Annotated in this window: 19 protein-coding genes; 14 read left to right on the top strand and 5 right to left on the bottom strand. The window is 68.3% G+C overall.

Translation table 11 applies throughout. The features are described from left to right. Nucleotides 1–15: 15 nt before the first annotated feature. Together rho and trxA are read right to left on the bottom strand one after the other, a co-directional pair. Nucleotides 16–1770 (bottom strand): transcription termination factor Rho, encoded by a 1755-nt coding sequence (rho, locus tag Q0P60_RS17575; protein ID WP_294996575.1) that lies wholly within the window; start codon nucleotides 1768–1770, stop codon nucleotides 16–18. 227 nt (nucleotides 1771–1997) lie between these two features. Further along, complete coding sequence (trxA, locus tag Q0P60_RS17570) at nucleotides 1998–2327, bottom strand: thioredoxin (RefSeq protein WP_005411275.1); 330 nt, start codon at nucleotides 2325–2327, stop codon at nucleotides 1998–2000. 511 nt (nucleotides 2328–2838) lie between these two features. Between trxA and rhlB the strand changes: the two genes are divergently transcribed. From rhlB to rpoH, 7 genes are all read left to right on the top strand, one after another. Beyond that, nucleotides 2839–4563, top strand: coding sequence for an ATP-dependent RNA helicase RhlB (rhlB, locus tag Q0P60_RS17565; protein WP_294996571.1), 1725 nt, complete (start codon nucleotides 2839–2841; stop codon nucleotides 4561–4563). Nucleotides 4564–4749: 186 nt separating this feature from the next. Then, entirely contained in the window at nucleotides 4750–5493 is a 744-nt protein-coding gene (locus tag Q0P60_RS17560; protein WP_294996568.1) for a class I SAM-dependent methyltransferase, read from the top strand. Nucleotides 5494–5589: 96 nt separating this feature from the next. After that, nucleotides 5590–6276 carry a cell division ATP-binding protein FtsE gene (ftsE, locus tag Q0P60_RS17555; protein WP_049428993.1) on the top strand — a complete coding sequence of 229 codons (687 nt, stop codon included), beginning with the start codon at nucleotides 5590–5592 and terminating at the stop codon, nucleotides 6274–6276. 2 nt (nucleotides 6277–6278) lie between these two features. Then, complete coding sequence (ftsX, locus tag Q0P60_RS17550; protein WP_294996563.1) at nucleotides 6279–7226, top strand: permease-like cell division protein FtsX; 948 nt, start codon at nucleotides 6279–6281, stop codon at nucleotides 7224–7226. Nucleotides 7227–7233: 7 nt separating this feature from the next. Then, on the top strand, nucleotides 7234–8076 hold the full coding sequence (locus tag Q0P60_RS17545) for a response regulator (RefSeq protein ID WP_294996560.1): 843 nt from the start codon (nucleotides 7234–7236) through the stop codon (nucleotides 8074–8076). Continuing rightward, complete coding sequence (ung, locus tag Q0P60_RS17540; protein WP_294996557.1) at nucleotides 8073–8786, top strand: uracil-DNA glycosylase; 714 nt, start codon at nucleotides 8073–8075, stop codon at nucleotides 8784–8786. The genes Q0P60_RS17545 and ung overlap by 4 nt, the downstream gene beginning before the upstream one ends. 278 nt (nucleotides 8787–9064) lie before the next feature. Next, nucleotides 9065–9940, top strand: coding sequence for an RNA polymerase sigma factor RpoH (rpoH, locus tag Q0P60_RS17535; RefSeq protein ID WP_006473441.1), 876 nt, complete (start codon nucleotides 9065–9067; stop codon nucleotides 9938–9940). A gap of 98 nt (nucleotides 9941–10038) precedes the next feature. Here rpoH and purD read toward each other — a convergent pair whose 3' ends face one another. The 3 genes from purD to purH are packed head-to-tail and all read right to left on the bottom strand — an operon-like array spanning nucleotide 10039 to nucleotide 13859. Further along, the gene (gene purD, locus Q0P60_RS17530) at nucleotides 10039–11322 is read right to left on the bottom strand and encodes a phosphoribosylamine--glycine ligase (protein WP_294996550.1); all 1284 of its coding nucleotides are present in this window, start codon (nucleotides 11320–11322) and stop codon (nucleotides 10039–10041) included. A 58-nt stretch (nucleotides 11323–11380) separates the two neighbouring features. Beyond that, nucleotides 11381–12259 carry a hypothetical protein gene (locus Q0P60_RS17525; RefSeq protein WP_294996548.1) on the bottom strand — a complete coding sequence of 293 codons (879 nt, stop codon included), beginning with the start codon at nucleotides 12257–12259 and terminating at the stop codon, nucleotides 11381–11383. Nucleotides 12260–12275: 16 nt separating this feature from the next. Beyond that, nucleotides 12276–13859, bottom strand: coding sequence for a bifunctional phosphoribosylaminoimidazolecarboxamide formyltransferase/IMP cyclohydrolase (purH, locus tag Q0P60_RS17520; protein WP_294996545.1), 1584 nt, complete (start codon nucleotides 13857–13859; stop codon nucleotides 12276–12278). 183 nt (nucleotides 13860–14042) lie between these two features. Here purH and Q0P60_RS17515 point away from each other — a divergent pair, with 183 nt between their 5' ends. The 7 genes from Q0P60_RS17515 to Q0P60_RS17485 are packed head-to-tail and all read left to right on the top strand — an operon-like array spanning nucleotide 14043 to nucleotide 20517. Continuing rightward, a complete protein-coding gene (locus Q0P60_RS17515) occupies nucleotides 14043–14666 on the top strand; it encodes a hypothetical protein (RefSeq protein ID WP_294996542.1) in 624 nt (207 codons plus the stop codon). A gap of 46 nt (nucleotides 14667–14712) precedes the next feature. Beyond that, on the top strand, nucleotides 14713–15333 hold the full coding sequence (locus Q0P60_RS17510; protein WP_294996539.1) for a CDP-alcohol phosphatidyltransferase family protein: 621 nt from the start codon (nucleotides 14713–14715) through the stop codon (nucleotides 15331–15333). Nucleotides 15334–15371: 38 nt separating this feature from the next. Beyond that, entirely contained in the window at nucleotides 15372–17123 is a 1752-nt protein-coding gene (locus tag Q0P60_RS17505) for a bifunctional alpha/beta hydrolase/class I SAM-dependent methyltransferase (RefSeq protein WP_294996537.1), read from the top strand. Next, on the top strand, nucleotides 17123–18451 hold the full coding sequence (locus Q0P60_RS17500) for a phosphatase PAP2/dual specificity phosphatase family protein (protein ID WP_294996534.1): 1329 nt from the start codon (nucleotides 17123–17125) through the stop codon (nucleotides 18449–18451). The genes Q0P60_RS17505 and Q0P60_RS17500 overlap by 1 nt, the downstream gene beginning before the upstream one ends. Further along, complete coding sequence (locus Q0P60_RS17495; protein WP_294996532.1) at nucleotides 18448–18885, top strand: hypothetical protein; 438 nt, start codon at nucleotides 18448–18450, stop codon at nucleotides 18883–18885. Before Q0P60_RS17500 ends, Q0P60_RS17495 begins: the two co-directional genes overlap by 4 nt. A gap of 13 nt (nucleotides 18886–18898) precedes the next feature. Continuing rightward, entirely contained in the window at nucleotides 18899–19528 is a 630-nt protein-coding gene (locus Q0P60_RS17490; protein WP_294996529.1) for a lysophospholipid acyltransferase family protein, read from the top strand. After that, a complete protein-coding gene (locus Q0P60_RS17485) occupies nucleotides 19525–20517 on the top strand; it encodes a phosphatidate cytidylyltransferase (protein WP_294996526.1) in 993 nt (330 codons plus the stop codon). The genes Q0P60_RS17490 and Q0P60_RS17485 overlap by 4 nt, the downstream gene beginning before the upstream one ends. The last annotated feature ends 43 nt before the right edge of the window (nucleotides 20518–20560 follow it).

Here is a 20560-nt window from a genome sequence, read left to right as displayed (position 1 = left end):
GTGCAGCGCCGGTGATCAGCGCTTCATCGAACCGAAGAACTCGTCGTTGGACTTGGTGTTCTTCATCTTGTCGAGCAGGAATTCCATCGCGGCCATTTCATCCATCGGATGCAGCAGCTTGCGCAGGATCCAGATCTTCTGCAGCAGTTCCGGTTCGATCAGCAGGTCTTCGCGGCGGGTGCCGGAACGGTTGATGTCGATGGCCGGGAACACGCGCTTTTCAGCAATGCGGCGGCTCAGGTGCACTTCGCTGTTGCCGGTGCCCTTGAACTCTTCGTAGATCACCTCGTCCATCTTCGAGCCGGTATCGACCAGCGCGGTGGCGATGATGGTCAGGCTGCCGCCTTCTTCCACGTTACGCGCGGCACCGAAGAAGCGCTTCGGGCGGTGCAGGGCATTGGCGTCCACGCCGCCGGTCAGCACCTTGCCCGAGCTCGGCACCACGTTGTTGTAGGCACGGGCCAGGCGGGTGATCGAGTCCAGCAGGATCACCACGTCCTTCTTGTGCTCGACCAGGCGCTTGGCGCGCTCGATGACCATTTCGGCCACCTGCACGTGGCGCGCGGCCGGTTCGTCGAAGGTCGAGCTGATGACCTCGCCGCGCACGGTGCGCTGCATTTCGGTCACTTCTTCCGGGCGCTCGTCGATCAGCAGCACGATCAGGTGCACGTCCGGATGGTTGGTGGTGATGGCGGTGGCGACCTGCTGCATCATCATCGTCTTGCCGGCCTTCGGCTGCGACACGATGAGCGAGCGCTGGCCCTTGCCCTGCGGCGCCATCAGGTCGAGGATGCGGCCGGTGATGTCTTCCGACGAACCGTTGCCACGCTCCAGGGTGAAGCGGCGGCGCGGGAACAGCGCGGTCAGGTTCTCGAACAGCACCTTGTTCTTCGATGCTTCGATCGGCTCGCCGTTGATGGTGTCGACGATGTTCAGCGCGAAGTAGCGCTCGCCGTCCTTCGGGAAGCGGATGCGGCCGGAGATGTGGTCACCGGTACGCAGGTTGAAGCGGCGGATCTGGCTGGGCGAGATGTAGGTATCGTCCGGGCCGGCCAGGTAGCTGGCTTCGGCGGCACGCAGGAAGCCGAAGCCGTCCGGCAGGATTTCCAGCACGCCGTCGGCGGCGACGCCGTCACCGTGGCGGGTCAGCACCTTCAGCAGGGCGAAGATCACATCCTGCTTGCGGGCGCGGGCCACGCCTTCGGAGATCTGCAGCTGCTCGGCGATTTCCAGCAGCTTCTGTGCCGGCATGCGCTTGAGGTCGCTCAGCGAATAGACCGGGAAGCCTTCCGGCACGTTGGCGTGCGGGCGCGGCACGAAGGGCTGCTGCTCGCCGCCGTCGTTGGGCATGCCGTCGTCGCGGAAGCGGTTGTTGCGGTCACGGTCACGGTCGCGGCGGTTGCGGAAGCGGTCACGGCGGTTGCCCTGGCCCTGCCCCTGGCCCTGCTGGCCGTTCTGGTTGTACGGGTTCTGGCCCTGGTTCTGGCCGCCCCCCTGGTGATTCTGCTGGCGCGGCTGGCCGGATTCGCGGCCCTCACCCCCTTCGCCACCGCCACTGCTGGCAGGGGCCTCGGCGGCGGGCGCGCTCGGCGCAGGTGCGGATGCCGGCGCCGGCGCTTCGGGCGCGGCGGCCAGCGGCAGGGTCGGCTGCGCCGGAGCGGCGCTGGTTTCGGCGGCTGCCGGAGCGGCGGCCTTGCTCACGCGGGGCTTGCGCACGCGCTTTTCGGCGGGCGCATCGGCGCTGCCGGTTTCGGAAGTGTTATCGGACAAGAGCGTTATTCCTCGCTTGAAGGTGCGAGCGCCCGGCGGGGCGGCGAACGTTGGGAATGGGTCTGGAAGAAACTGCGTCCAGAAGGTGCGGCACGCGAACGCGGCCGGATATGCCGACACTATCATCGGCCCGCGGCGCCGTGCAAGGGTCGCCGGGAACAGCATTCATCATGGGCGCGGGGCGCCCGCCGGCAGCCGCGGGCGGCGGCTGCCGGGGAACAGCAGGGTCAGGCCAGGGCCTTGTCCAGCAGGCCGGCCAGCTGGGCCTTGCCCACCGCACCGATCTGCTCGCCGACCTTCTCGCCGTCCTTGAACACGACCAGGTACGGAATCGAACGCACGTGGTACTTGGCGGCCAGCGCACGGTTGTGGTCGACGTTGACCTTGGCGATCTTGGCGCGGCCCTGGTAGGCATCGGCCAGTTCGTCCAGCGCCGGGGCGATCATCTTGCACGGGCCACACCACTCGGCCCAGAAATCGACCAGCACCGGTTCCTTGGAATTCAGCACTGCGCTATCAAAGTCGGCGTCGCCGACATGTACAACCTTGTCGCTCATCTTGGTTTCTCGTCTTGGATTGCACCCGGCCATGCCGGAGGTGGGTGAACTGGGCCATGCCCGGTGGCGCGACCCTCGTCGTTGCCTCGCGGCGCACTGCCGCGGTGCGTTCGGCGGGATGCCTGGACGCTCACGGCCGGCAGTGTACCCCTATCGCAGGGCAGGGACAGGCGCCGGCTGGAACCCAGCGTATCGTGATCGCTTCGATGCCCGGTATGTGTCGGATTTCACTGTCTTCCTGTACATGGGGCTGGCAGTGGGGGACACCAGTGGTCCCACCCGGGCCGTTCAAGTCCGGTGTGGCTGGGTGAAGGCGGGTTGTCTCCGGGAGCTGTGAGACGGCGCATTCCAGTTTGCCCGCCCGAGTGCGTTAAACTGGGGCATTGTGCGGCGCACGGACCGGGTGGTCCCAGCCTGCCAACCCGCCGCAGGGGCCGCAGTTTGCGACGGTGCCCCTAGACGATGAAGTGCCAGCCGCCCCACGGGCCGGCGGCCATACCAAGACGGACTCATGAGCGACAAACCGCTGACCGATTTGACCTTCTCCTCCTTCGAGCTGCATCCGGCCCTGCAGGCCGGCCTTGAAGGAGCCGGATTCACCCGCTGCACCCCGATCCAGGCGCTGACCCTGCCGGTCGCGCTGGCGGGCGGTGATGTCGCCGGCCAGGCCCAGACCGGCACCGGCAAGACCCTGGCCTTCCTGGTCGCGGTGGTGAACCGCCTGCTGAGCCGGCCGGCCCTGGCCGACCGCAAGCCGGAAGACCCGCGCGCGCTGATCCTCGCCCCGACCCGCGAACTGGCCATCCAGATCCACAAGGATGCAGTGAAGTTCGGTTCCGATCTGGGCCTGCGCTTCGCGCTGGTCTACGGCGGCGTCGACTACGACAAGCAGCGCGAGATCCTGCAGCAGGGCGTGGACGTGATCATCGCCACCCCGGGCCGCCTGATCGACTACGTCAAGCAGCACAAGGTGGTCTCGCTGCATGCCTGCGAGATCTGCGTGCTGGACGAAGCCGACCGCATGTTCGATCTCGGCTTCATCAAGGACATCCGCTTCCTGCTGCGCCGCATGCCGGAGCGCACCACCCGCCAGACCCTGCTGTTCAGCGCCACCCTCAGCCACCGCGTGCTGGAGCTGGCCTATGAGCACATGAACGAGCCGCAGAAGCTGGTGGTCGAGGCCGAGACGGTGACCGCCGCGCGCGTGCGCCAGAAGCTCTACTTCCCGGCCGACGAAGAGAAGATCCCGCTGCTGCTGGGCCTGCTGTCGCGCAGCGAAGGCGCCCGCACCATGGTGTTCGTCAATACCAAGGTGTTCGTCGAGCGTGTCGCCCGCGCGCTGGAAAAGGCCGGCTACCGTGTCGGCGTGCTGTCCGGCGACGTGCCGCAGAAGAAGCGTGAGAGCCTGCTCAACCGCTTCCAGAAGGGCCAGCTGGAAATCCTGGTGGCCACCGACGTGGCCGCGCGCGGCCTGCACATCGACGGCATCAAGTACGTCTACAACTACGACCTGCCGTTCGACGCCGAAGACTACGTGCACCGCATCGGCCGTACCGCCCGCCTGGGCGAGGAAGGCGATGCGATCAGCTTCGCCTGCGAACGCTATGCGATGAGCCTGCCGGACATCGAGGCCTACATCGAGCAGAAGATCCCGTCCGAGCCGGTCACCAAGGAACTGCTGACCCCGCTGCCACGCCCGGAACGTCCGGCCCCGGCCCCGGGTGAGGAAGGCGAAGAGAACGAGAGCGTCGGCCAGATCTTCCGTGAGGCACGCGAAGCCCGCGCCGCCGAGGAAGAGCGTCGTGGCGGTGGCCGCAGTGGTGGCCGCTCCGGCGGTGGCCGTGGCGAGCGCCGTGACGGTGAGCGCAGCGGCGAGCGCCGTTCGCGTGGCCCGCGCAAGCCGCGCGTGGAAGGCGAGCAGGCTGCCGCCGCGCCGGTTGCCGCGGCCGAAGGCGAAGCCGCCGTCGCGCAGGCTCCGCGTCCGCCGCGCCCGCCGCGTGCCGAAGGCGCACCGGAACGGGCCGTGGATGGCGAGCGCAAGCCGCGCAAGCGTCGTCGTCGTCGCCATGGCCGTCCGGTCGAGGGTGCCGAGGGCGTGCAGGCCAACGCCGGCAACGGCGCCAGCCCGGTGACCCCGGTGCAGGTGGTGGCCAAGCCGGTGCGTAGCACCGATGCCGGCGACTCGTTCCTGACCCGCATCGGCCGCAAGATCCGCCGGATGCTGTCCGGCAGCTGATCGGCGCTGCCGATCAGCGGGTAGCCCCCGACCGTTGGTCGGGTGGCTTTGATTTGAAAGGTGTGCCGACCAACGGGCGGCACCCACCAACGGGCGGCCGCACCTTCGCCGATGTCGCTTCTGACTCTGGCGGCGCCTGATGGCGTCCGGCCATGCTGATGCCTCCTGCATCCGGAGGCACCTGGCATGGCATCCGTCCCTTGTTACGACGCATTCGATCTGCACTACGCGCAGCACGTGGCGGCATCCGCATCGCGGCCGCTCGAGCGGCGGACCCTGCTGGAGCTGGCCGGTCCGTTGCAGGGGCGTGCTGTCATCGATCTGGCCTGCGGCTCTGGTGATTTCGGCCGTCACTTCCTGCTGCACGGCGCGGCCAGTGCGCTCGGGATCGATCTGTCCGTGGCAATGATCGAACAGGCGCGGCAGCTGTCCCGGCAACGCGGCGACGCGATGCAGTTCGTGCAGGGTGATGCCACCCGCCTGGATATGCCGGGCTGCTTCGACATTGCCGTGGCGGTCTGGTTGTTCAACCATGCCGATACGCTGCAGGAACTGGAGCGCATGTACCGCGCCGCTGCCCGCCTTCTCAGGCCCGGCGGACTGCTGCTGGGCATCGTGACCCATCCCGCCTTCCGCCTGGCCAAGGGTGATTTCTCGCGTTACGGGGCGCGCATCGTCCGCCAGCAGAGGCTGGCCGACCACCAGCAGGTGGAGGTGGAATTCGCCGATGCTGCGGTGGCCCGCGTGATCGACCATCAGTGGCGCGCGGACCAGCATGAGCTGGCGGCCGCCCGCGCCGGTCTGCCAGCACTGCAATGGCAGGCGCCGCTACCGACCGCGGCGGAGTGTCAGGATCGGCCTGCCGGCTTCTGGGATGAATATCGGGACAACAATGCGCTGGTGGTCCTGCATGCCCGCCGGGAAGGGTAGCGCCCGCCAGGGCCGGCCTGGCCGCGGAGTGGGTGCAGGGGCCGGGTCATGGCCCGGTGCTACCGATAGGCCGCGCCGGTCCTGCATAATCGGGGCATGAGTGTCCTGCGCTTCGACAATGTCAGCAAACAGTACGCCGGTGGCCACGAGGCGCTGATCGATGTCAGCTTCGAGGTCGCGCCGGGCGAGATGCTGTTCGTCACCGGCCATTCCGGTGCGGGCAAGAGCACCCTGCTCAAGTTGATCCACCTCGACGAGCGGCCCAGCCGCGGCGCGGTGGTGTTCGACGAGCGCAACCTGCTGAAGGTGCGCGGTGGCGATGTGCCCCGGCACCGTCGCGCGGTCGGTGCGGTCTATCAGGACCACCGCCTGTTGATGGACCGCTCGATTGCCGAGAACGTGGCGCTGCCGCTGATCCTGCGCGGTACCCGCCGCGGCGACATCGGCAAGCGTGTGCGCTCGGTGCTCGAGCGGATGGGCCTGGGCCACCGGGAGAAGGCGCTGCCATCGCAGCTGTCGGCCGGCGAGCAGCAGCGCGTCGGCATCGCCCGCGCCATCGTCGGTGAGCCCAAGCTGCTGGTCGCCGATGAGCCGACCGGCAATCTCGACCCGACCCTGGCGGCGGAGATCATGGCCCTGTTCGCCGAGCTGCCCTCGCGCGGCACCAGCGTGCTGGTGGTCAGCCACGACCTGCCGCTGCTGCGCCGCATGCGCAAGCGCGTGCTGATCCTCGACCACGGCCGGCTGGTGGATGACATCTCGCCGCAGGACCTGGCGGAGTAATCATGGCGAAGAACGAAAACAGCGAAGCCGCCGCCCCCTCGCGCGTGGGCGTCTGGTTCCAGCACCACGTGCACAGCGTGGTGTTCAGCCTCGGCCGCGCCTGCCGCAAGCCGTGGGCGACCCTGCTGACGGTGATGGTCATGGCGTTGGCGCTGGCCCTGCCGCTGGGCCTGTCGATCGCGCTGGACAACCTCAAGCAGTTCGCCGGCAGCGTGCAGCAGTCGCGCGACATCAACCTGTTCCTGAAGGGCACCGTCGATGGCCCCGCTGCGTTGCGCCTGGCAGGCCAGCTGCGCGACCGCGACGATGTTGCCGAAGTGAACGTGCGCACGCCCGAGCAGGGCCTGCAGGAACTGCGCGATGCCGGCCTCGGCGAAGCGATCGATGCACTCAACGACAATCCGCTGCCCTCGCTGCTGGTGATCACGCCGGGGCAGGGCAAGGACGATGCACGCCTGGCGCGCGCGCTGGAGAGCCTGCCCGAGGCCGACCTGGTGCAGCACGATGCGCTGTGGCGCCAGCGCCTGGATGCCTGGCTGGCGTTCGGCGCGCGGCTGGTGCAGGTGCTGTCGGTGCTGCTTGGCCTCGGTGCCGCGCTGGTGGTCGGCAATACCGTACGCCTGGACATCCAGGCCCGCCGCGAAGAGATCGGCGTGCTGCAGCTGCTCGGCGCCAGTGATGGCTTCATCCGCCGCCCGTTCCTGTACCTGGGCGCGTGGTACGGCCTGGGTGCCGGCGCGGTCGCGCTGGCCCTGATCGGCGCCGCCGGCGCTGCGCTGCGCGTGCCGCTGGCCGAACTGTCGCGCAGCTACGGCAGCCCGTTCGTACTGCATGGCCTGGATCTGCTGCACGGTGGACTGGTCCTGCTCGGCACGCTGGTGCTGGGCTGGCTGGGTGCCTGGCTGGTGACCGGCCACTTCCTCCGCCAGACCCGCCCGACCGACACCTGAGACCGGCATGCAACCGCAAGCGCTGAAGCACCTGGATGGGCCCGCGACGCGGGTGATGGTGGTCGATGGCTCGAAGCTGGTGCGCAAGCTGATCGCCGATGTCCTGAAGCGTGACCTGCCAGGCGTCGAGGTGATCGGCTGCGACAGCATCGAGGAGGCGCAGCAGGCCCTGGCACAGGGCCCGGTGGACCTGGTGACCACGTCGCTGACCCTGCGCGATGGCGACGGCCTGGCGCTGGCGCGGATGGTCCGTGAAGCCGCGGGCCAGGCCTATGTGCCGGTGATCGTGGTCTCCGGCGACGCCCAGCAGCACCTGGAGCAGCGCCGCTTCACCGAGTACGTCACCGACTATTTCGACAAGGCGCTGGGCCACGAGGCACTGGCGACCTTCATCCGCGGCTACGTGCAGCCGCAGACCATTCCCGGTGCGACCATCCTCTACATCGAGGACAGCCGCGTGGTGGCCGAGGCCACCAAGCGCATGCTGGAGCGCCAGCAGTTGAACGTGCTGCACGTGGTCAGTGCCGAAGAGGCATTCACCCTGCTCACCGCCGAGTCGCTGGGCCGCAGCCGCCACCGCATCGACCTGGTGCTGACCGACGTCACCCTGAAGGGCGAACTGAGCGGCCGCGACGTGGTGCAGCGCGTGCGCGTGGACTTCGGTTACGGCAAGCGCCGCCTGCCGGTGCTGGTGATGACCGGCGACGGCAACCCGCACAACCAGACCGGGCTGCTGCAGTCCGGTGCCAACGACCTGGTGCTCAAGCCGATCGAAGAACGGCTGCTGGTCACCAAGGTGCTGTTCCAGCTGCGCCTGGCCCGATTGAATGATGGACCCCTGTTGCGATGATCGATGACGTAGTGGACACCCCGACGATCCAGCTGGAACCGAGCTGGAAGCAGCATGTCGGTGATTACCTGTTGCAGCCGCAGATGCGCGAGCTGTCCACCTTCCTGCGCCAGCGCAAGGCCAGCGGTGCAGCGGTGTTCCCGCCCGGCCCGCAGATCTTCGCCGCGTTCGACGCCACGCCGTTCGAGCAGGTGAAGGTGGTGATCCTGGGCCAGGACCCGTACCACGGCCGTGGCCAGGCGCATGGTCTGAGCTTCTCGGTGGCGCCGGGCGTGCCGGTGCCGCCCTCGCTGCTGAACATCTACAAGGAGATCGAGAGCGATCTCGGCCTTCCGCGCCCGGACCACGGCTGCCTGATCCCGTGGGCGCAGCGCGGCGTGCTGCTGCTCAACGCGGTGCTGACGGTGGAAGAGGGCAAGGCTGGCGCGCACCAGGGGCGGGGCTGGGAAGGTTTCACCGATCATGTGGTGGATGTGCTCAACCGCGAGCGCGAAGGGCTGGTGTTCATCCTGTGGGGCGCCTACGCACAGCAGAAGGGCAAGGTCATCGATACCCGCCGCCACCGCGTGCTGAAGTCGCCGCACCCTTCGCCACTGTCGGCGCACCGTGGCTTCCTCGGCTGCCGGCATTTCTCGATGGCCAACGAGTACCTGCAGCGCCGCGGCCAGGCGCCGATCGACTGGTCGCTGCCGCCGCGTTCGGCGCTCTGAGCGTGGCCGGGTGCCGGGGCTGAACGGCCGGCAACGTTCCCCGGCCCTGAATGGGCCGGAGGACCGGCCCGTTCAGCTCCGCTTGGCGGGAATCGGCCGGCTTTCCGCAGGTAATTGGTTGAATTCCAAGGGATTGTGAATCCCGAAAAGCATGCTCGCCACTGTCATCAAATCGCGCTACGGTAGGGCTCTGTTTGGGACCAGTGTTGCATCAATGGGACGCTGGAACTTTTTCCTCCTTTAGCAGTCCAAATCCCGGACTGCTAAGATGGGTGCCTATGAGCCAGAACACCTCTACTGCCCTTGTGGCAAACAATCTCCCGATTCCCAGTGCGCTCGGTTCGCTGGACGCCTACATCGGTGCCGTGCACCAGATCCCGGTGCTGTCGGTCGATGACGAACAGGACCTGGCCCGTCGCTTCCGCGACGGCAACGATCTGGACGCCGCCCGCGAGCTGGTGCATTCGCACCTGCGCTTCGTGGTGCACGTGGCCCGCGGCTACAACGGCTACGGTCTGGCGCTGGGTGACCTGATCCAGGAAGGCAATATCGGCCTGATGAAGGCGGTCAAGCGCTTCGACCCGGACATGGGCGTGCGCCTGGTCTCCTTCGCCGTGCATTGGATCCGTGCCGAGATGCACGAGTTCATCCTGAAGAACTGGCGCATCGTGAAGGTCGCCACCACCAAGGCGCAGCGCAAGCTGTTCTTCAACCTGCGCAAGTCGAAGACGCGCCTGGGCTGGATGAACGCGGCCGAAGTCAGCGCGGTGGCCAAGGACCTGAACGTGTCCGAGCGCGAGGTCATGGAAATGGAATCGCGCCTGTCGGGTCGCGATATCGGTTTCGATGCACCGACCGATGAGGACAACGAACACGCACCGCCGTCGCCGGCCGCGTTCCTGGTCGCCAATGACGAAGATCCGTCGATGGCCTATGAGCGTGCGGACAGCGAAGACAACCAGATGCAGCTGCTGCGCGAAGGCCTGGCCGAGCTGGATGCGCGTTCGCGCGACATCATCCGCCGCCGCTGGCTGGATGCGGACAGCAAGGTGACGCTGCAGGAGCTGGCCGACGAGTACGGCGTGTCGGCCGAGCGCATCCGTCAGGTCGAGGCGAACGCGCTGAAGAAGATGAAGGCGCTGTTCACCGCCTAAGCGGAGAGGCGTTGCAGTGACGAAAGGCCCGGCAGCAATGCCGGGCCTTTGCGTTTGGGCGGCTCATCCACCCACGGCGCGGATCTACCTGGCCGGGCTCATTCCTCGCGTGCGATCGCCCGCCAGCCGATGTCGTTGCGGTGGAACTCGTTGGCCCAGGTCACCTTGGCCACGCCCGCATAGGCCTTGGCCTGCGCGTCGCGCACGCTGTCACCCAGCGCCGCCACGCACAGCACGCGGCCGCCTGCGCTGACCACCTGGCCCTGCGCGTCCAGCGCGGTGCCGGCATGGAACACCTTGGCACTGGCCGGCACCTGGTCGAGGCCGGAAATCACATCGCCGCTGATCGGCGACTCCGGATACGGCTTCGCGGCCAGCACCACGCCCAGCGACGGGCGCGTGTCCCACTGCGCTTCAACCTGGTCCAGGCGACCATCGATGGCGGCCTCCACCAGCTCCACCAGGTCCGACTGCAGGCGCAGCATCACCGGCTGGGTTTCCGGGTCGCCGAAGCGCACGTTGAATTCGATCACCTTGGGCGCGCCGCTGGCGTCGATCATCAGACCGGCATAGAGGAAGCCGGTGAACGGGATGCCATCGGCGATCATGCCCTGCACGGTCGGGTTGACCACCTCGCGCATCACCCGTGCGTGCACATCCGGGGTGACCACCGGGGCCGGCGAGTACGCGCCCATGCCGCCGGTGTTCGGGCCGGTGTCGCCGTCGCCGACCCGCTTGTGGTCCTGCGAGGTGGCCATCGGCAGCGCATGCACGCCGTCCACCATTGAAATGAAGCTGGCTTCCTCGCCGTCGAGGAATTCCTCGATGACCACGCGCGCACCGGCATCGCCGAACGCGTTGCCCGAGAGCATGTCGCGCACGGCGTCTTCGGCCTCGGCCAGGGTCATCGCCACGATCACGCCCTTGCCGGCGGCCAGGCCATCTGCCTTGACCACGATCGGTGCGCCCTTCTCGCGCACGTAGGCCAGCGCGGCGTCCACATCACTGTGCACGGCGTAGAACGCGGTGGGAATGTTGTGGCGGGCCAGGAAATCCTTGGCGTAGGCCTTGCTGCCTTCCAGCTGCGCGGCGGCGGCGGTCGGCCCGAAGATGCGCAGGCCGGCGGCGCGGAAACGGTCGACCACGCCGGCCACCAGCGGCACTTCCGGCCCGACCACGGTCAGCGCAACACCCTCAGCCTGGGCCAGCGCCAGCAGGCCGTCGATGTCGGTGACCTTGACCGCCACGTTGCGGCACTTGCCTTCGCTGGCGGTACCGGCGTTGCCGGGTGCCACGAGCACTTCACTGACGCGGGAGGACTGGGCCAGCTTCCATGCCAGGGCGTGTTCGCGGCCGCCTGAGCCGATGACAAGTACGTTCATCACGAGATTCCAGATTGCGAGGGAAGGGAAGGTCGATGCCCCCGGCGGCGCGCGTGGTTCACTCGCAGCCTTCGCGTTGCAGCGATTCGGGGAAGGAATAGGTCCAGGTCTTCGGGTCCAGGGTGAAGCGGTGCTGCTGCTGGACCTGCTTGCCGCCGCAGGTGCTGCCGGTTTCCTCGATCAGCAGCGGCCAGATGCGCGCGCTGCGGTCACTGTCGTCGAAGCGCAGGGCGAAGTCGATGCTGAAGCGCCGGCTGCGGCAGTCCTCGGCGGTTTCGGCATCGGTGCCGGCCTCGACGCCGTCGCACTCGTACTGCGCGTCATTGTCGATGTGGCTGCGCACGCTGCCACTGACCACCAGGCCGTTCGGGCCCGGCAGGATCAGCGATTGCGAGAGCAGCGAGAAGCCCTGCCCGAACCAGCCATCCTCGACGCGGAAACCATAGAAGTCGCTGCCGGCGCGGATGATGCTGGCGGTGCCGGGCTGGCCACCACTGCCGAAGCGCTCGCCGGTCAGCTCGCTGGCCACCTCCAGGCTCTCGCCCTTGGGTCGCAGCACGAAGAACTCGATGGTGCCCGGGTCGATGTGCGCGCCATCAACCAGTGCACCGCACACCGCCAGCAGCTGCTGCCAGCTGTCACCGGTCAGCACCGGCTGCTCGGCGCAGACGTGCCAGTTCATCGCATGGGTGTCGCCATCGTCGGTCCAGCTGCCGCGCCATTCACCGGAGAGGGTGGCATTGCTGCCGTAACGCTGGACCAGGAAGGCCTGCAGCCGCGCCGTGCGGCTGACATGCTGTGCCGGTAAGGCGGACGCCATCGCAGGCGCATCCGCCTTCGGGCCCGCGCTGGGCGCGGCAGCAGGCTTGCAGCCGGCCAGCGCGACCGTGCCCGCGAGGGCGAGCACGGCCAGGGATTTCGTCGAGACTGCGAACATCCCTGTCGCTCCAGTGTCAGTGGCGGAAGTGGCGGACGCCGGTGAACACCATGGCCAGGCCATGTTCGTCGGCGGCGGCGATCACTTCGGCATCGCGCATCGAGCCACCCGGCTGGATCACCGCCTTGATGCCGGCGGCAGCGGCGGCGTCGATGCCGTCGCGGAACGGGAAGAACGCATCGGAGGCCATCACCGAACCCTCGACCACCAGGTTCGCATCGGCGGCCTTGATGCCGGCGATGCGGGCCGAGTAGACACGGCTCATCTGGCCGGCACCGACACCGATGGTGCGGTTGTCCTTGGCATAGACGATGGCATTGGACTTCACGAACTTGGCCACCTTCCAGGCGAACAGCAGGTCGGTGAACTGCTTGTCGGTCGGCGCCAGCTTGCTGACCACCTTCAGTTCGTCGCGGGTCATGCCGCGGTTGTCCGAGGACTGCAGCAGCAGGCCCGAGCCGACGCGCTTGCTGTCGAAGTTGTTCAGGCCATCCCCATGCGGGATGCGCAGCACGCGCACGTTGGCCTTCTTCTGTGCGTACTCCAGCGCCGCCGGCTCGTAGTCCGGGGCGATCAGCACTTCCACGAACTGGCGGTCCAGGATCACCTTCGCGGTGGCCGCGTCGAGCGGCTTGTTGAAGGCGATGATGCCGCCGAAGGCGCTGGTCGGATCAGTGGCGTAGGCCAGCTCGTAGGCATCGCCGTTGCCGGCACCGACGGCGACGCCGCAGGGGTTGGCGTGCTTGACGATGACGCAGGCCGGCGCATCGAACTGGCGCACGCATTCCCATGCGGCATCGGCGTCGGCCAGGTTGTTGTAGCTCAGCTCCTTGCCCTGCAGCTGCTGGAAGGTGGCCAGCGTGCCCGGTACCGGGTACAGGTCGCGGTAGAACGCGCCGCTCTGGTGCGGGTTCTCGCCGTAGCGCAGGTCCATCACCTTGACGAAGGTGGAGTTCATCTGCGCCGGGTACTCGGCACGCGCCGGCACTGCGGCGTCGGTGGCGGTGACCGCCGACAGGTAGTTGCTGATCGCGGCGTCGTACTGGGCAACGCGGTTGAACGCGGCCACCGAGAACGCGAAGCGGGTGGCAGCCGACAGCTGGCCGTTGTTGGCCTCCAGCGACGCCAGCAGTTCGGCGTACTGCGAGGGATCGGTGGCCACGGCCACGCGGGCGAAGTTCTTGGCTGCCGAGCGCAGCATCGCCGGACCGCCGATGTCGATGTTCTCGACCGCGTCGGCCAGGGTGCAGTCGGCCTTGGCGGTGACCGATTCGAACGGGTACAGGTTCAGCACCAGCAGGTCGATGGCGCCGATGCCGTGCTCGGCCATCACCGCATCATCCAGGCCGGACCGGCCCAGCAGGCCACCGTGCACCATCGGGTGCAGGGTCTTGACCCGGCCGTCCATCATTTCCGGGAAGCCGGTGACGTCGGCCACGTCCTTCACCGCCAGGCCCGCATCGCGGATCGCCTTGGCGGTGCCGCCGGTGGACAGCAGCTCCACGCCGCGTGCGGCCAGCGCAGTGGCCAGCTCGACCAGACCGGTCTTGTCGGAAACGGAGAGGAGGGCCCGGCGGACGGGCAACAGATCAGCAGTCATGGGACAGAATCGGCAGCGGAGCGGGGCCGATATTGTAGGCGGTGGGCGGCGGTGGCGGGTGCGGTAACGGCAGATTTGCCGTGGCCCGGGCCGGCTTGGCCGCAATGGGCACAGCCGGCGGGCTTGCCAGCGGCCGCCGGGCACGGCACGGTGCCGCCTGTTCCACGCGCAGGATGCCACCCCATGACCGTCGCCACCCGCCTGCAGGCCGCCCTTGATGCCGAGGGCACGCTGCTGTTCCTGGCCCGCTATGTGCGCCATGCGCGCTGCGGGCAGGGCGCGCCCTGGTGCGCCGGGATCGACGTGCCGGCGCTGCAGGCCGGATGCGATGAGCGCTGGGGCGAGCAGGCCGAGATCCTGTCCTGGGACGTGCAGCGCCGCGAGCGGCGGTGCTGGCGGCGGCTGGAGTTCAAGGTCTATCTGGATGAGGACAAGCGCTGGCACGGCGATGCCATTGCCGTTCACCGGCGTGCGCCGGGCCTGGCCGGGCTGCTGCAGGTGATGCAGGCGCAGCGCTGGCTGCAGCCATTCGAGCTGTACCTGTACGCCGATGGCCGCGATGAAGGCGCGATCGTGTTGCCCGCTGGCGGCGTCATCCACTTCCAGCGTTCACCCGGTGGCGTGTACCGCCTGCGCGCACTGCAGGCCGGGTTCGCCGATGCAGGGGCGCGGGAGCGGACGCTGCAGGCGCTGCGCACTGCCCTGCAGCGCAGCCACGACGTGGCCTGGCTGCGCCGGTGCATCGATCCGGCGCTGCCGTGGCAGGACTGGCTGGGTGCGCCGGAACTTGCCGGTACCGGTATTTGATGGAGTAGGCTGTGCCCGCACTGCCAAGGATTAGCGGGTACAGATCGTGTCGATCTATGCATTGAAAGGACGTTTCCAGGACCTGTTGCGTCCGGCCGTACGCGGTCTGTACCGCATGGGGGTCACTGCCAATGCGGTGACCGTGGCCGCCGCCGTGGTCTCGCTGCTGGTCGCGGCCGGGGTCTGGCGCTGCGCACCGGCACAGCCGCTGCTGTACCTGGCCCTGCCGCTGTGGATGCTGCTGCGCATGGCGCTCAACGCGGTGGACGGCATGCTGGCGCGCGAATTCGGGCAGCAGTCGCGGCTCGGCGCCTATCTGAACGAATTATGCGACGTGATGGCCGATGCGGCGCTGTATCTGAGCCTGCTCAGCGTAGCGGGCGTGCGCCCGGAAGTGCTGTGGCTGCTGGCCTGGACCGCGGCATTGAGCGAGTACGCCGGCGTGCTGGGGCTGATGGTCGGCGCCAGCCGCCGCTATGACGGCCCGATGGGCAAGAGCGATCGCGCCTTCGTCATCGGCGTGCTCGGCCTGCTGCTGGCGTTCGGCTGGATCGGCGCGGCGGTGGTCAGTGGCGTGGCCTGGGCGATGTCGATCCTGTGCATGATCACCCTGGGCCGCCGCGTGTGGCAGGGACTGAAGGAATCGGCGGCAATGCCGCCGCGATAACACGATACGACTACACGCCATACCAATACGGAGATTGCATGCGTCAGGCGCAGGAACGGGAATTCCACAGCTTCGACCAGGTACCGCTGTTCTACCGGTACTGGCCAGGCACCACCGCAGGCCCCGCCCCCCGGGCCATCGTGCTGCTGCATCGCGGCCACGAGCATTCCGGCCGGGTCACCCACCTGGTCGATGAGCTGGACCTGCCCGAGACCGCCTTCTTCGCCTGGGATGCACGTGGCAATGGCCGTTCGCCGGGGCCGCGCGGCGATGCGCCCGGATTCCCGGCGCTGGTGCGCGACCTGGACAGCTTCATCGCCCACATCGGCGCCGAGCACGGCATCGCGGTGGAAGACATCGTGGTGATCGCGCAGAGCGTGGGTGCGGTGGTCGCTGCAACCTGGGTGCACGACTACGCGCCGCGCCTGCGCGCGCTGGTGATGGCCTCGCCGGCATTCAAGGTCAAGCTGTACGTGCCGTTCGCCCGCCCGGGCCTGGCCCTGATGCAGAAGCTGCGGGGCAATTTCTTCGTCAACAGCTACGTCAAGCCGCAGTGGCTGACACATGACCCGGCGCGGGTACAGAGCTACCGCACCGATCCCTTGATCACCCGGCCGATCTCGGTACGCGTGCTGCTTGGCCTGTACGAGGCGGCCGACCGCATCGTGGCCGATGCGCAGGCGATCAGCGTACCGGTGCAGCTGCTGGTATCGGGCTCGGATTTCGTCGTGCACCGGGGCCCGCAGGATCGCTTCTACGAGCGCCTGTCGAGTCCGGTGAAGGAACGCGTGCACCTGCCGGGTTTCTTCCACGACACCCTGGGTGAGCGCGACCGTGCGCCGGCCCTGGCGCGCATCCGCGGCTTCATCCAGGCCCGGTTCGCCGAACCGCTGCGCGAACTTTCGCGGCGCGATGCACATCGCCACGGACCGACCTTCGAGGAATCGGAGATCCTGGCCTGGCCGCCGCAACGCAACAGCCTGGCTGACCTGCGCTGGCGCGTGGTGCGGGGCGGCCTGCGCTTCGGCGGCACGCTGTCCGATGGCATCGCGCTGGGCCTGCAGACCGGGTTCGATTCCGGCAGCACGCTGGACTACATCTACCGCGACCAGGCCCACGGCAAGGGACCGCTGGGGCGGATGATCGACCGCAACTACCTCGATGCGATCGGCTGGCGCGGCATCCGCATACGCGGCCAGCACCTGCAGGAACTGCTGCGCGACGCCGCCCAGCGCCTGCGAGGGCAGGGCGCGCCGGTACGCGTACTGGACGTCGCCGCCGGTCATGGCCGCTACGTGCTGGAAGCGCTGGGGCAGGGCCCGCAGCGCGCTGACCGCATCGTGCTGCGTGACTTCAGCGATCTGAACGTGAGCCAGGGGCAGGCGCTGATCGAACGCCTGGGGGCCGCCGACATTGCCCGCTTCGAGCAGGGCGATGCGTTCGATCCGGCGCAGCTGGCCAGGGTCGATCCGGCGCCGACGCTGGCGGTGGTGTCCGGCCTGTACGAACTGTTCCCCGACAACGATGCGGTGCTGCGCTCGCTGCAGGGCATTGCCGCCACGGTGCCGGTGGGCGGCTACCTGGCCTACACCGGCCAGCCGTGGCACCCGCAGCTGGAATTCATCGCGCGTGCGCTGACCAGCCACCGCGGGGGCGCGGCCTGGGTGATGCGCCGCCGTACCCAGCAGGAGATGGACGAGCTGGTACGCCTGGCCGGGTTCGAGAAGGTGGCGCAGCGCATCGATGCGTTCGGCATCTTCACCGTGTCGCTGGCGCGACGGACCGCGTGATGGCGACGTTGGCGGCAACCCGGTTGGCCGCGCAGCCGCGTCCGTGGCGGCGCGCGCTGCTGTGGCTGGTCCTGCTGGGGCCATTCTTCTTCGCCAGCTATGGCTTCGCCAACTGGATGGCCAGCCGCCATGCGGAACTGCCGGTGATGGCGTTCGCGTGGGAGACGCGCATTCCGTTCGTGCCGTGGACGATCGTCCCGTACTGGTCGATCGACCTGTTCTACGCGATCTCGTTCTTCCTGTGCCGGCACCGGCTGGAACTGGACCGGCACGCGCTGCGGCTGCTCAGCGCACAGTTGATCGCGGTGGCCTGCTTCCTGTTGTGGCCACTGCGCTTCAGCTTCGAGCGGCCCGAAATTTCCGGTGTGTTCGGCTGGCTGTTCGATGTACTGCTGGGCTTCGACAAGCCGTTCAACCAGGCGCCATCACTGCACATCGTGCTGCTGATCGTGCTGTGGGTGAAATTCGCGCAGTACCTGCACGGCGCCTGGCGCCTGCTGCTGCACGTGTGGGCGGTGCTGATCGGTGTCTCGGTGCTGACCACCTTCCAGCACCACTTCATCGATATCCCGACCGGCCTGCTGGCCGGATGGGTGTGCGTCTGGCTGTGGCCGGAACAGGGCACGCCGCCGCTGCGCGCGTGGCATGCCGTACGCGATGCCAGGCGCTGGCGGTTGGCGGCGCTGTACCTGCTCGGCGCAGCGCTGCTGCTGGTACCGGCGGTGCTGCTGCGCGGGGTAGCGCTGTGGTTGTTGTGGCCGGTGGTGTCACTGCTGCTGGTGGCGTTGGCCTATGCGGGGCTGGGTACGGCCGTATTCCAGAAGCGCGCCGACGGCCGCCTGGGCATGGCCGCGCGCTGGCTGTTGGCGCCTTACCTGGGCGCGGCATGGGTCAACTCACGGCTGTGGACGCGCCGCGTGCCGCAGCCGGTGCCGGTGATGGATGGGGTGTGGCTGGGACGCATGCCGTGCGCTGCGTTGCCGGCACCGCTGGTGGCGACGGTGGACACCTGCGCCGAGCTGTCCTGCCGGGCGCCGGGCACGGAGTACGCGAGCGTGCCGATGCTGGATCTGGTGGTGCCCGCAGCCGGACAGCTGCGCGAGGCTGCGGAGGCGATCGAACGCCTGCGCGTGCAGGGGCCGTTGCTGGTGTGCTGCGCGCTGGGCTATTCGCGCAGTGCCGCGAGCGTAGCGACCTGGCTGGTGCGCAGCGGCCGTGCAGCCGATGCCGACGCGGCGGTGGCGATCGTGCGCGCCGCGCGCCCCGGTATCGTGCTGGGCATGGCACATCTGCGGGCGATCCGCGTGGCAGCGGGAGACCACCGGTGAGTCCGGTGCCCGACCTGGCCGCCATGCAGCTGCTGCTGCGGCAGGGCCGTTGGCCGGCATGCCTGTCGCTGGGCCTGTTGCTGGTGGCCCTGTTGTTGCTCGGCACCGAGCCTGGCCTGGCGATGATCGGTGCCGGCCTGCTGCTGGCCAGCGCAGCGGTGGGGCTCGCGCAGGCGTACCACGCCTGGCGGGTGGGGCTGGATGCCAGCCTGCTGCAGCTGCTGCGTGACGAAGGCCTGCAGGGCGAGGCCGCCGCGCATCGGATCGACCAGCTGCTGCATGACAGCGGGCTGCGCCGCAGGCCGTCCGATGCCGAGCCACGTGGCTGGGATCTGCGCTGGGCCGGCATGCGCCGCCTGCTGCTGCGCCAGTACCTGCTGACCGGGGTGCAGGTCGTGCTGGTAGTGCTGGCCGTGTTGTGGCCGCAGACGTGAACAGGAGCGACCGATGTTCGCCGAACTGATTGCCCGCGCCTGCAGTGGCGCGATCCATGTGGTGACCGGTGCACGTGCGCTGTGGATCGGCTGCGCGCCCTCCAGCGAGCGCCGCGTCTATTACGGCAACCATGCCAGCCACGGCGACTTCGTGCTGATCTGGTCATCGATGCCACCGGCATTGCGGCGCCAGGTGCGTCCGGTCGCGGCAGCCGAGTACTGGCAGCGTGATGGCCTGCGCCGTTACCTGATCGATGCGGTGTTCAACGGCGTGCTGGTCGAGCGCGAGGCCGGCCAACGCCAGCAGGATCCGCTGCAGGCATTGCGCGACGCGGTGGACGAGGACTGCTCGCTGATCCTGTTCCCGGAAGGCACCCGCAACGTGGGTGACGAGCCGCTGCTGCCGTTCAAGAGCGGCATCTACCACCTGGCGCGGCAACGCCCGGAGCTGGAATTCGTGCCGGTGTGGATCGACAACCTGAAGCGGGTGATGCCCAAGGGCCGGTTCCTGCCGCTGCCGCTGCTGTGCACCGCGACCTTCGGCACGCCGTTGCGGTTGCAGGCCGACGAGGACAAGGCCGCATTCCTGGCCCGCAGCCGCCAGGCGCTGCTGGACCTGGCGCCGAATGGAGGACGCGGATGAGCTACCTGATGGATGTCTCCGGCGACCTGGCCGCGCGCAGCGTGGGCCAGCAGACAAGCCTGCTGTTCGCCGGCGTCGGCGCGGTGCTGGTGCTGGCCACGCTGGTGGCTGAGACCCTGCGCTGGCGCCAGCGCGGCCGGCCCAGTGCGGTGATCGCCAACCTGGTCTCGCGCATCCGTGCGTGGTGGGTGATGGCGGTCGTGGTCGGGCTGGCGCTGTTCTTCGGCCGTGCCGGGGTGATCGTGCTGTTCGCGGTCATCTCGCTGTTCGCGCTGCGCGAATTCATCACCCTGGCGCCGACCCGCTCAGGCGATTACTACGCGCTGCTGGCCGCGTTCTACATCGTGCTGCCGTGGCAGTACTACCTGGTCTGGATCGACTGGTACGGCATGTACACGCTGTTGATCCCGGTCTATGCGTTCCTGTTCCTGCCGATCCTGTCGACCATCGGCGGCGACACCACGCACTACCTGGAGCGCACGGCGAAGGTGCAGTGGGGGCTGATGATCTGCGTGTTCTGCATCTCGCACGTGCCGCTGCTGCTGAACCTGCATGTGCCCGGCCACGATCCGTCGCGCAACGTGCTGCTGTTCGCCTTCCTGGTGATCGTGGTGCAGTCCTCGGACGTGCTGCAGTACATCTGGGGCAAGCTGCTGGGCAGGCACCTGATCGCGCCGAAGCTGTCGCCGTCGAAGACGGTGGAGGGCTTCGTCGGCGGCGTGCTGAGTGCCAGTGCGCTGGGCGCGGCGCTGTGGTGGATCACCCCGTTCACGCCGCTGCAGGCGTTCGGCCTGTCGCTGCTGATCAACCTGATGGGGTTCTGGGGTGGCCTGGTGATGTCGGCGATCAAGCGCGACCGCGGCATCAAGGACTGGGGCCACATGATCGAGGGCCATGGCGGCATGCTCGACCGGCTGGATTCGGTGTGCTTCGCAGCACCGGTGTTCTTCCACGTGGTGCGGTATTACTGGAAGGCTGGCGGCGGTTGATACCGAGGGGGTTTCCCATCCACGCGTGGCGTGGATCTACCGG

Source organism: uncultured Stenotrophomonas sp., from assembly GCF_945952405.1.
Classification (GTDB): domain Bacteria; phylum Pseudomonadota; class Gammaproteobacteria; order Xanthomonadales; family Xanthomonadaceae; genus Stenotrophomonas.
Note: the sequence above shows the minus strand (reverse complement) of the source record. Positions and strands in the feature narration are given on the sequence as shown.

What these genes read in the sequence shown, in the direction of transcription:
- trxA (WP_005411275.1), bottom strand. Translation starts at nt 2,327, where the DNA reads ATGAGCGACAAGGTTGTACATGTCGGCGACGCCGACTTTGATAGCGCA.
- Q0P60_RS17505 (WP_294996537.1), top strand. Translation starts at nt 15,372, where the DNA reads ATGCGTCAGGCGCAGGAACGGGAATTCCACAGCTTCGACCAGGTACCG.
- rhlB (WP_294996571.1), top strand. Translation starts at nt 2,839, where the DNA reads ATGAGCGACAAACCGCTGACCGATTTGACCTTCTCCTCCTTCGAGCTG.
- Q0P60_RS17485 (WP_294996526.1), top strand. Translation starts at nt 19,525, where the DNA reads ATGAGCTACCTGATGGATGTCTCCGGCGACCTGGCCGCGCGCAGCGTG.
- ftsE (WP_049428993.1), top strand. Translation starts at nt 5,590, where the DNA reads ATGAGTGTCCTGCGCTTCGACAATGTCAGCAAACAGTACGCCGGTGGC.
- Q0P60_RS17500 (WP_294996534.1), top strand. Translation starts at nt 17,123, where the DNA reads ATGGCGACGTTGGCGGCAACCCGGTTGGCCGCGCAGCCGCGTCCGTGG.
- Q0P60_RS17490 (WP_294996529.1), top strand. Translation starts at nt 18,899, where the DNA reads ATGTTCGCCGAACTGATTGCCCGCGCCTGCAGTGGCGCGATCCATGTG.
- purH (WP_294996545.1), bottom strand. Translation starts at nt 13,859, where the DNA reads ATGACTGCTGATCTGTTGCCCGTCCGCCGGGCCCTCCTCTCCGTTTCC.
- rpoH (WP_006473441.1), top strand. Translation starts at nt 9,065, where the DNA reads ATGAGCCAGAACACCTCTACTGCCCTTGTGGCAAACAATCTCCCGATT.
- ung (WP_294996557.1), top strand. Translation starts at nt 8,073, where the DNA reads ATGATCGATGACGTAGTGGACACCCCGACGATCCAGCTGGAACCGAGC.
- Q0P60_RS17515 (WP_294996542.1), top strand. Translation starts at nt 14,043, where the DNA reads ATGACCGTCGCCACCCGCCTGCAGGCCGCCCTTGATGCCGAGGGCACG.
- Q0P60_RS17525 (WP_294996548.1), bottom strand. Translation starts at nt 12,259, where the DNA reads ATGTTCGCAGTCTCGACGAAATCCCTGGCCGTGCTCGCCCTCGCGGGC.
- purD (WP_294996550.1), bottom strand. Translation starts at nt 11,322, where the DNA reads ATGAACGTACTTGTCATCGGCTCAGGCGGCCGCGAACACGCCCTGGCA.
- Q0P60_RS17545 (WP_294996560.1), top strand. Translation starts at nt 7,234, where the DNA reads ATGCAACCGCAAGCGCTGAAGCACCTGGATGGGCCCGCGACGCGGGTG.
- Q0P60_RS17560 (WP_294996568.1), top strand. Translation starts at nt 4,750, where the DNA reads ATGGCATCCGTCCCTTGTTACGACGCATTCGATCTGCACTACGCGCAG.
- ftsX (WP_294996563.1), top strand. Translation starts at nt 6,279, where the DNA reads ATGGCGAAGAACGAAAACAGCGAAGCCGCCGCCCCCTCGCGCGTGGGC.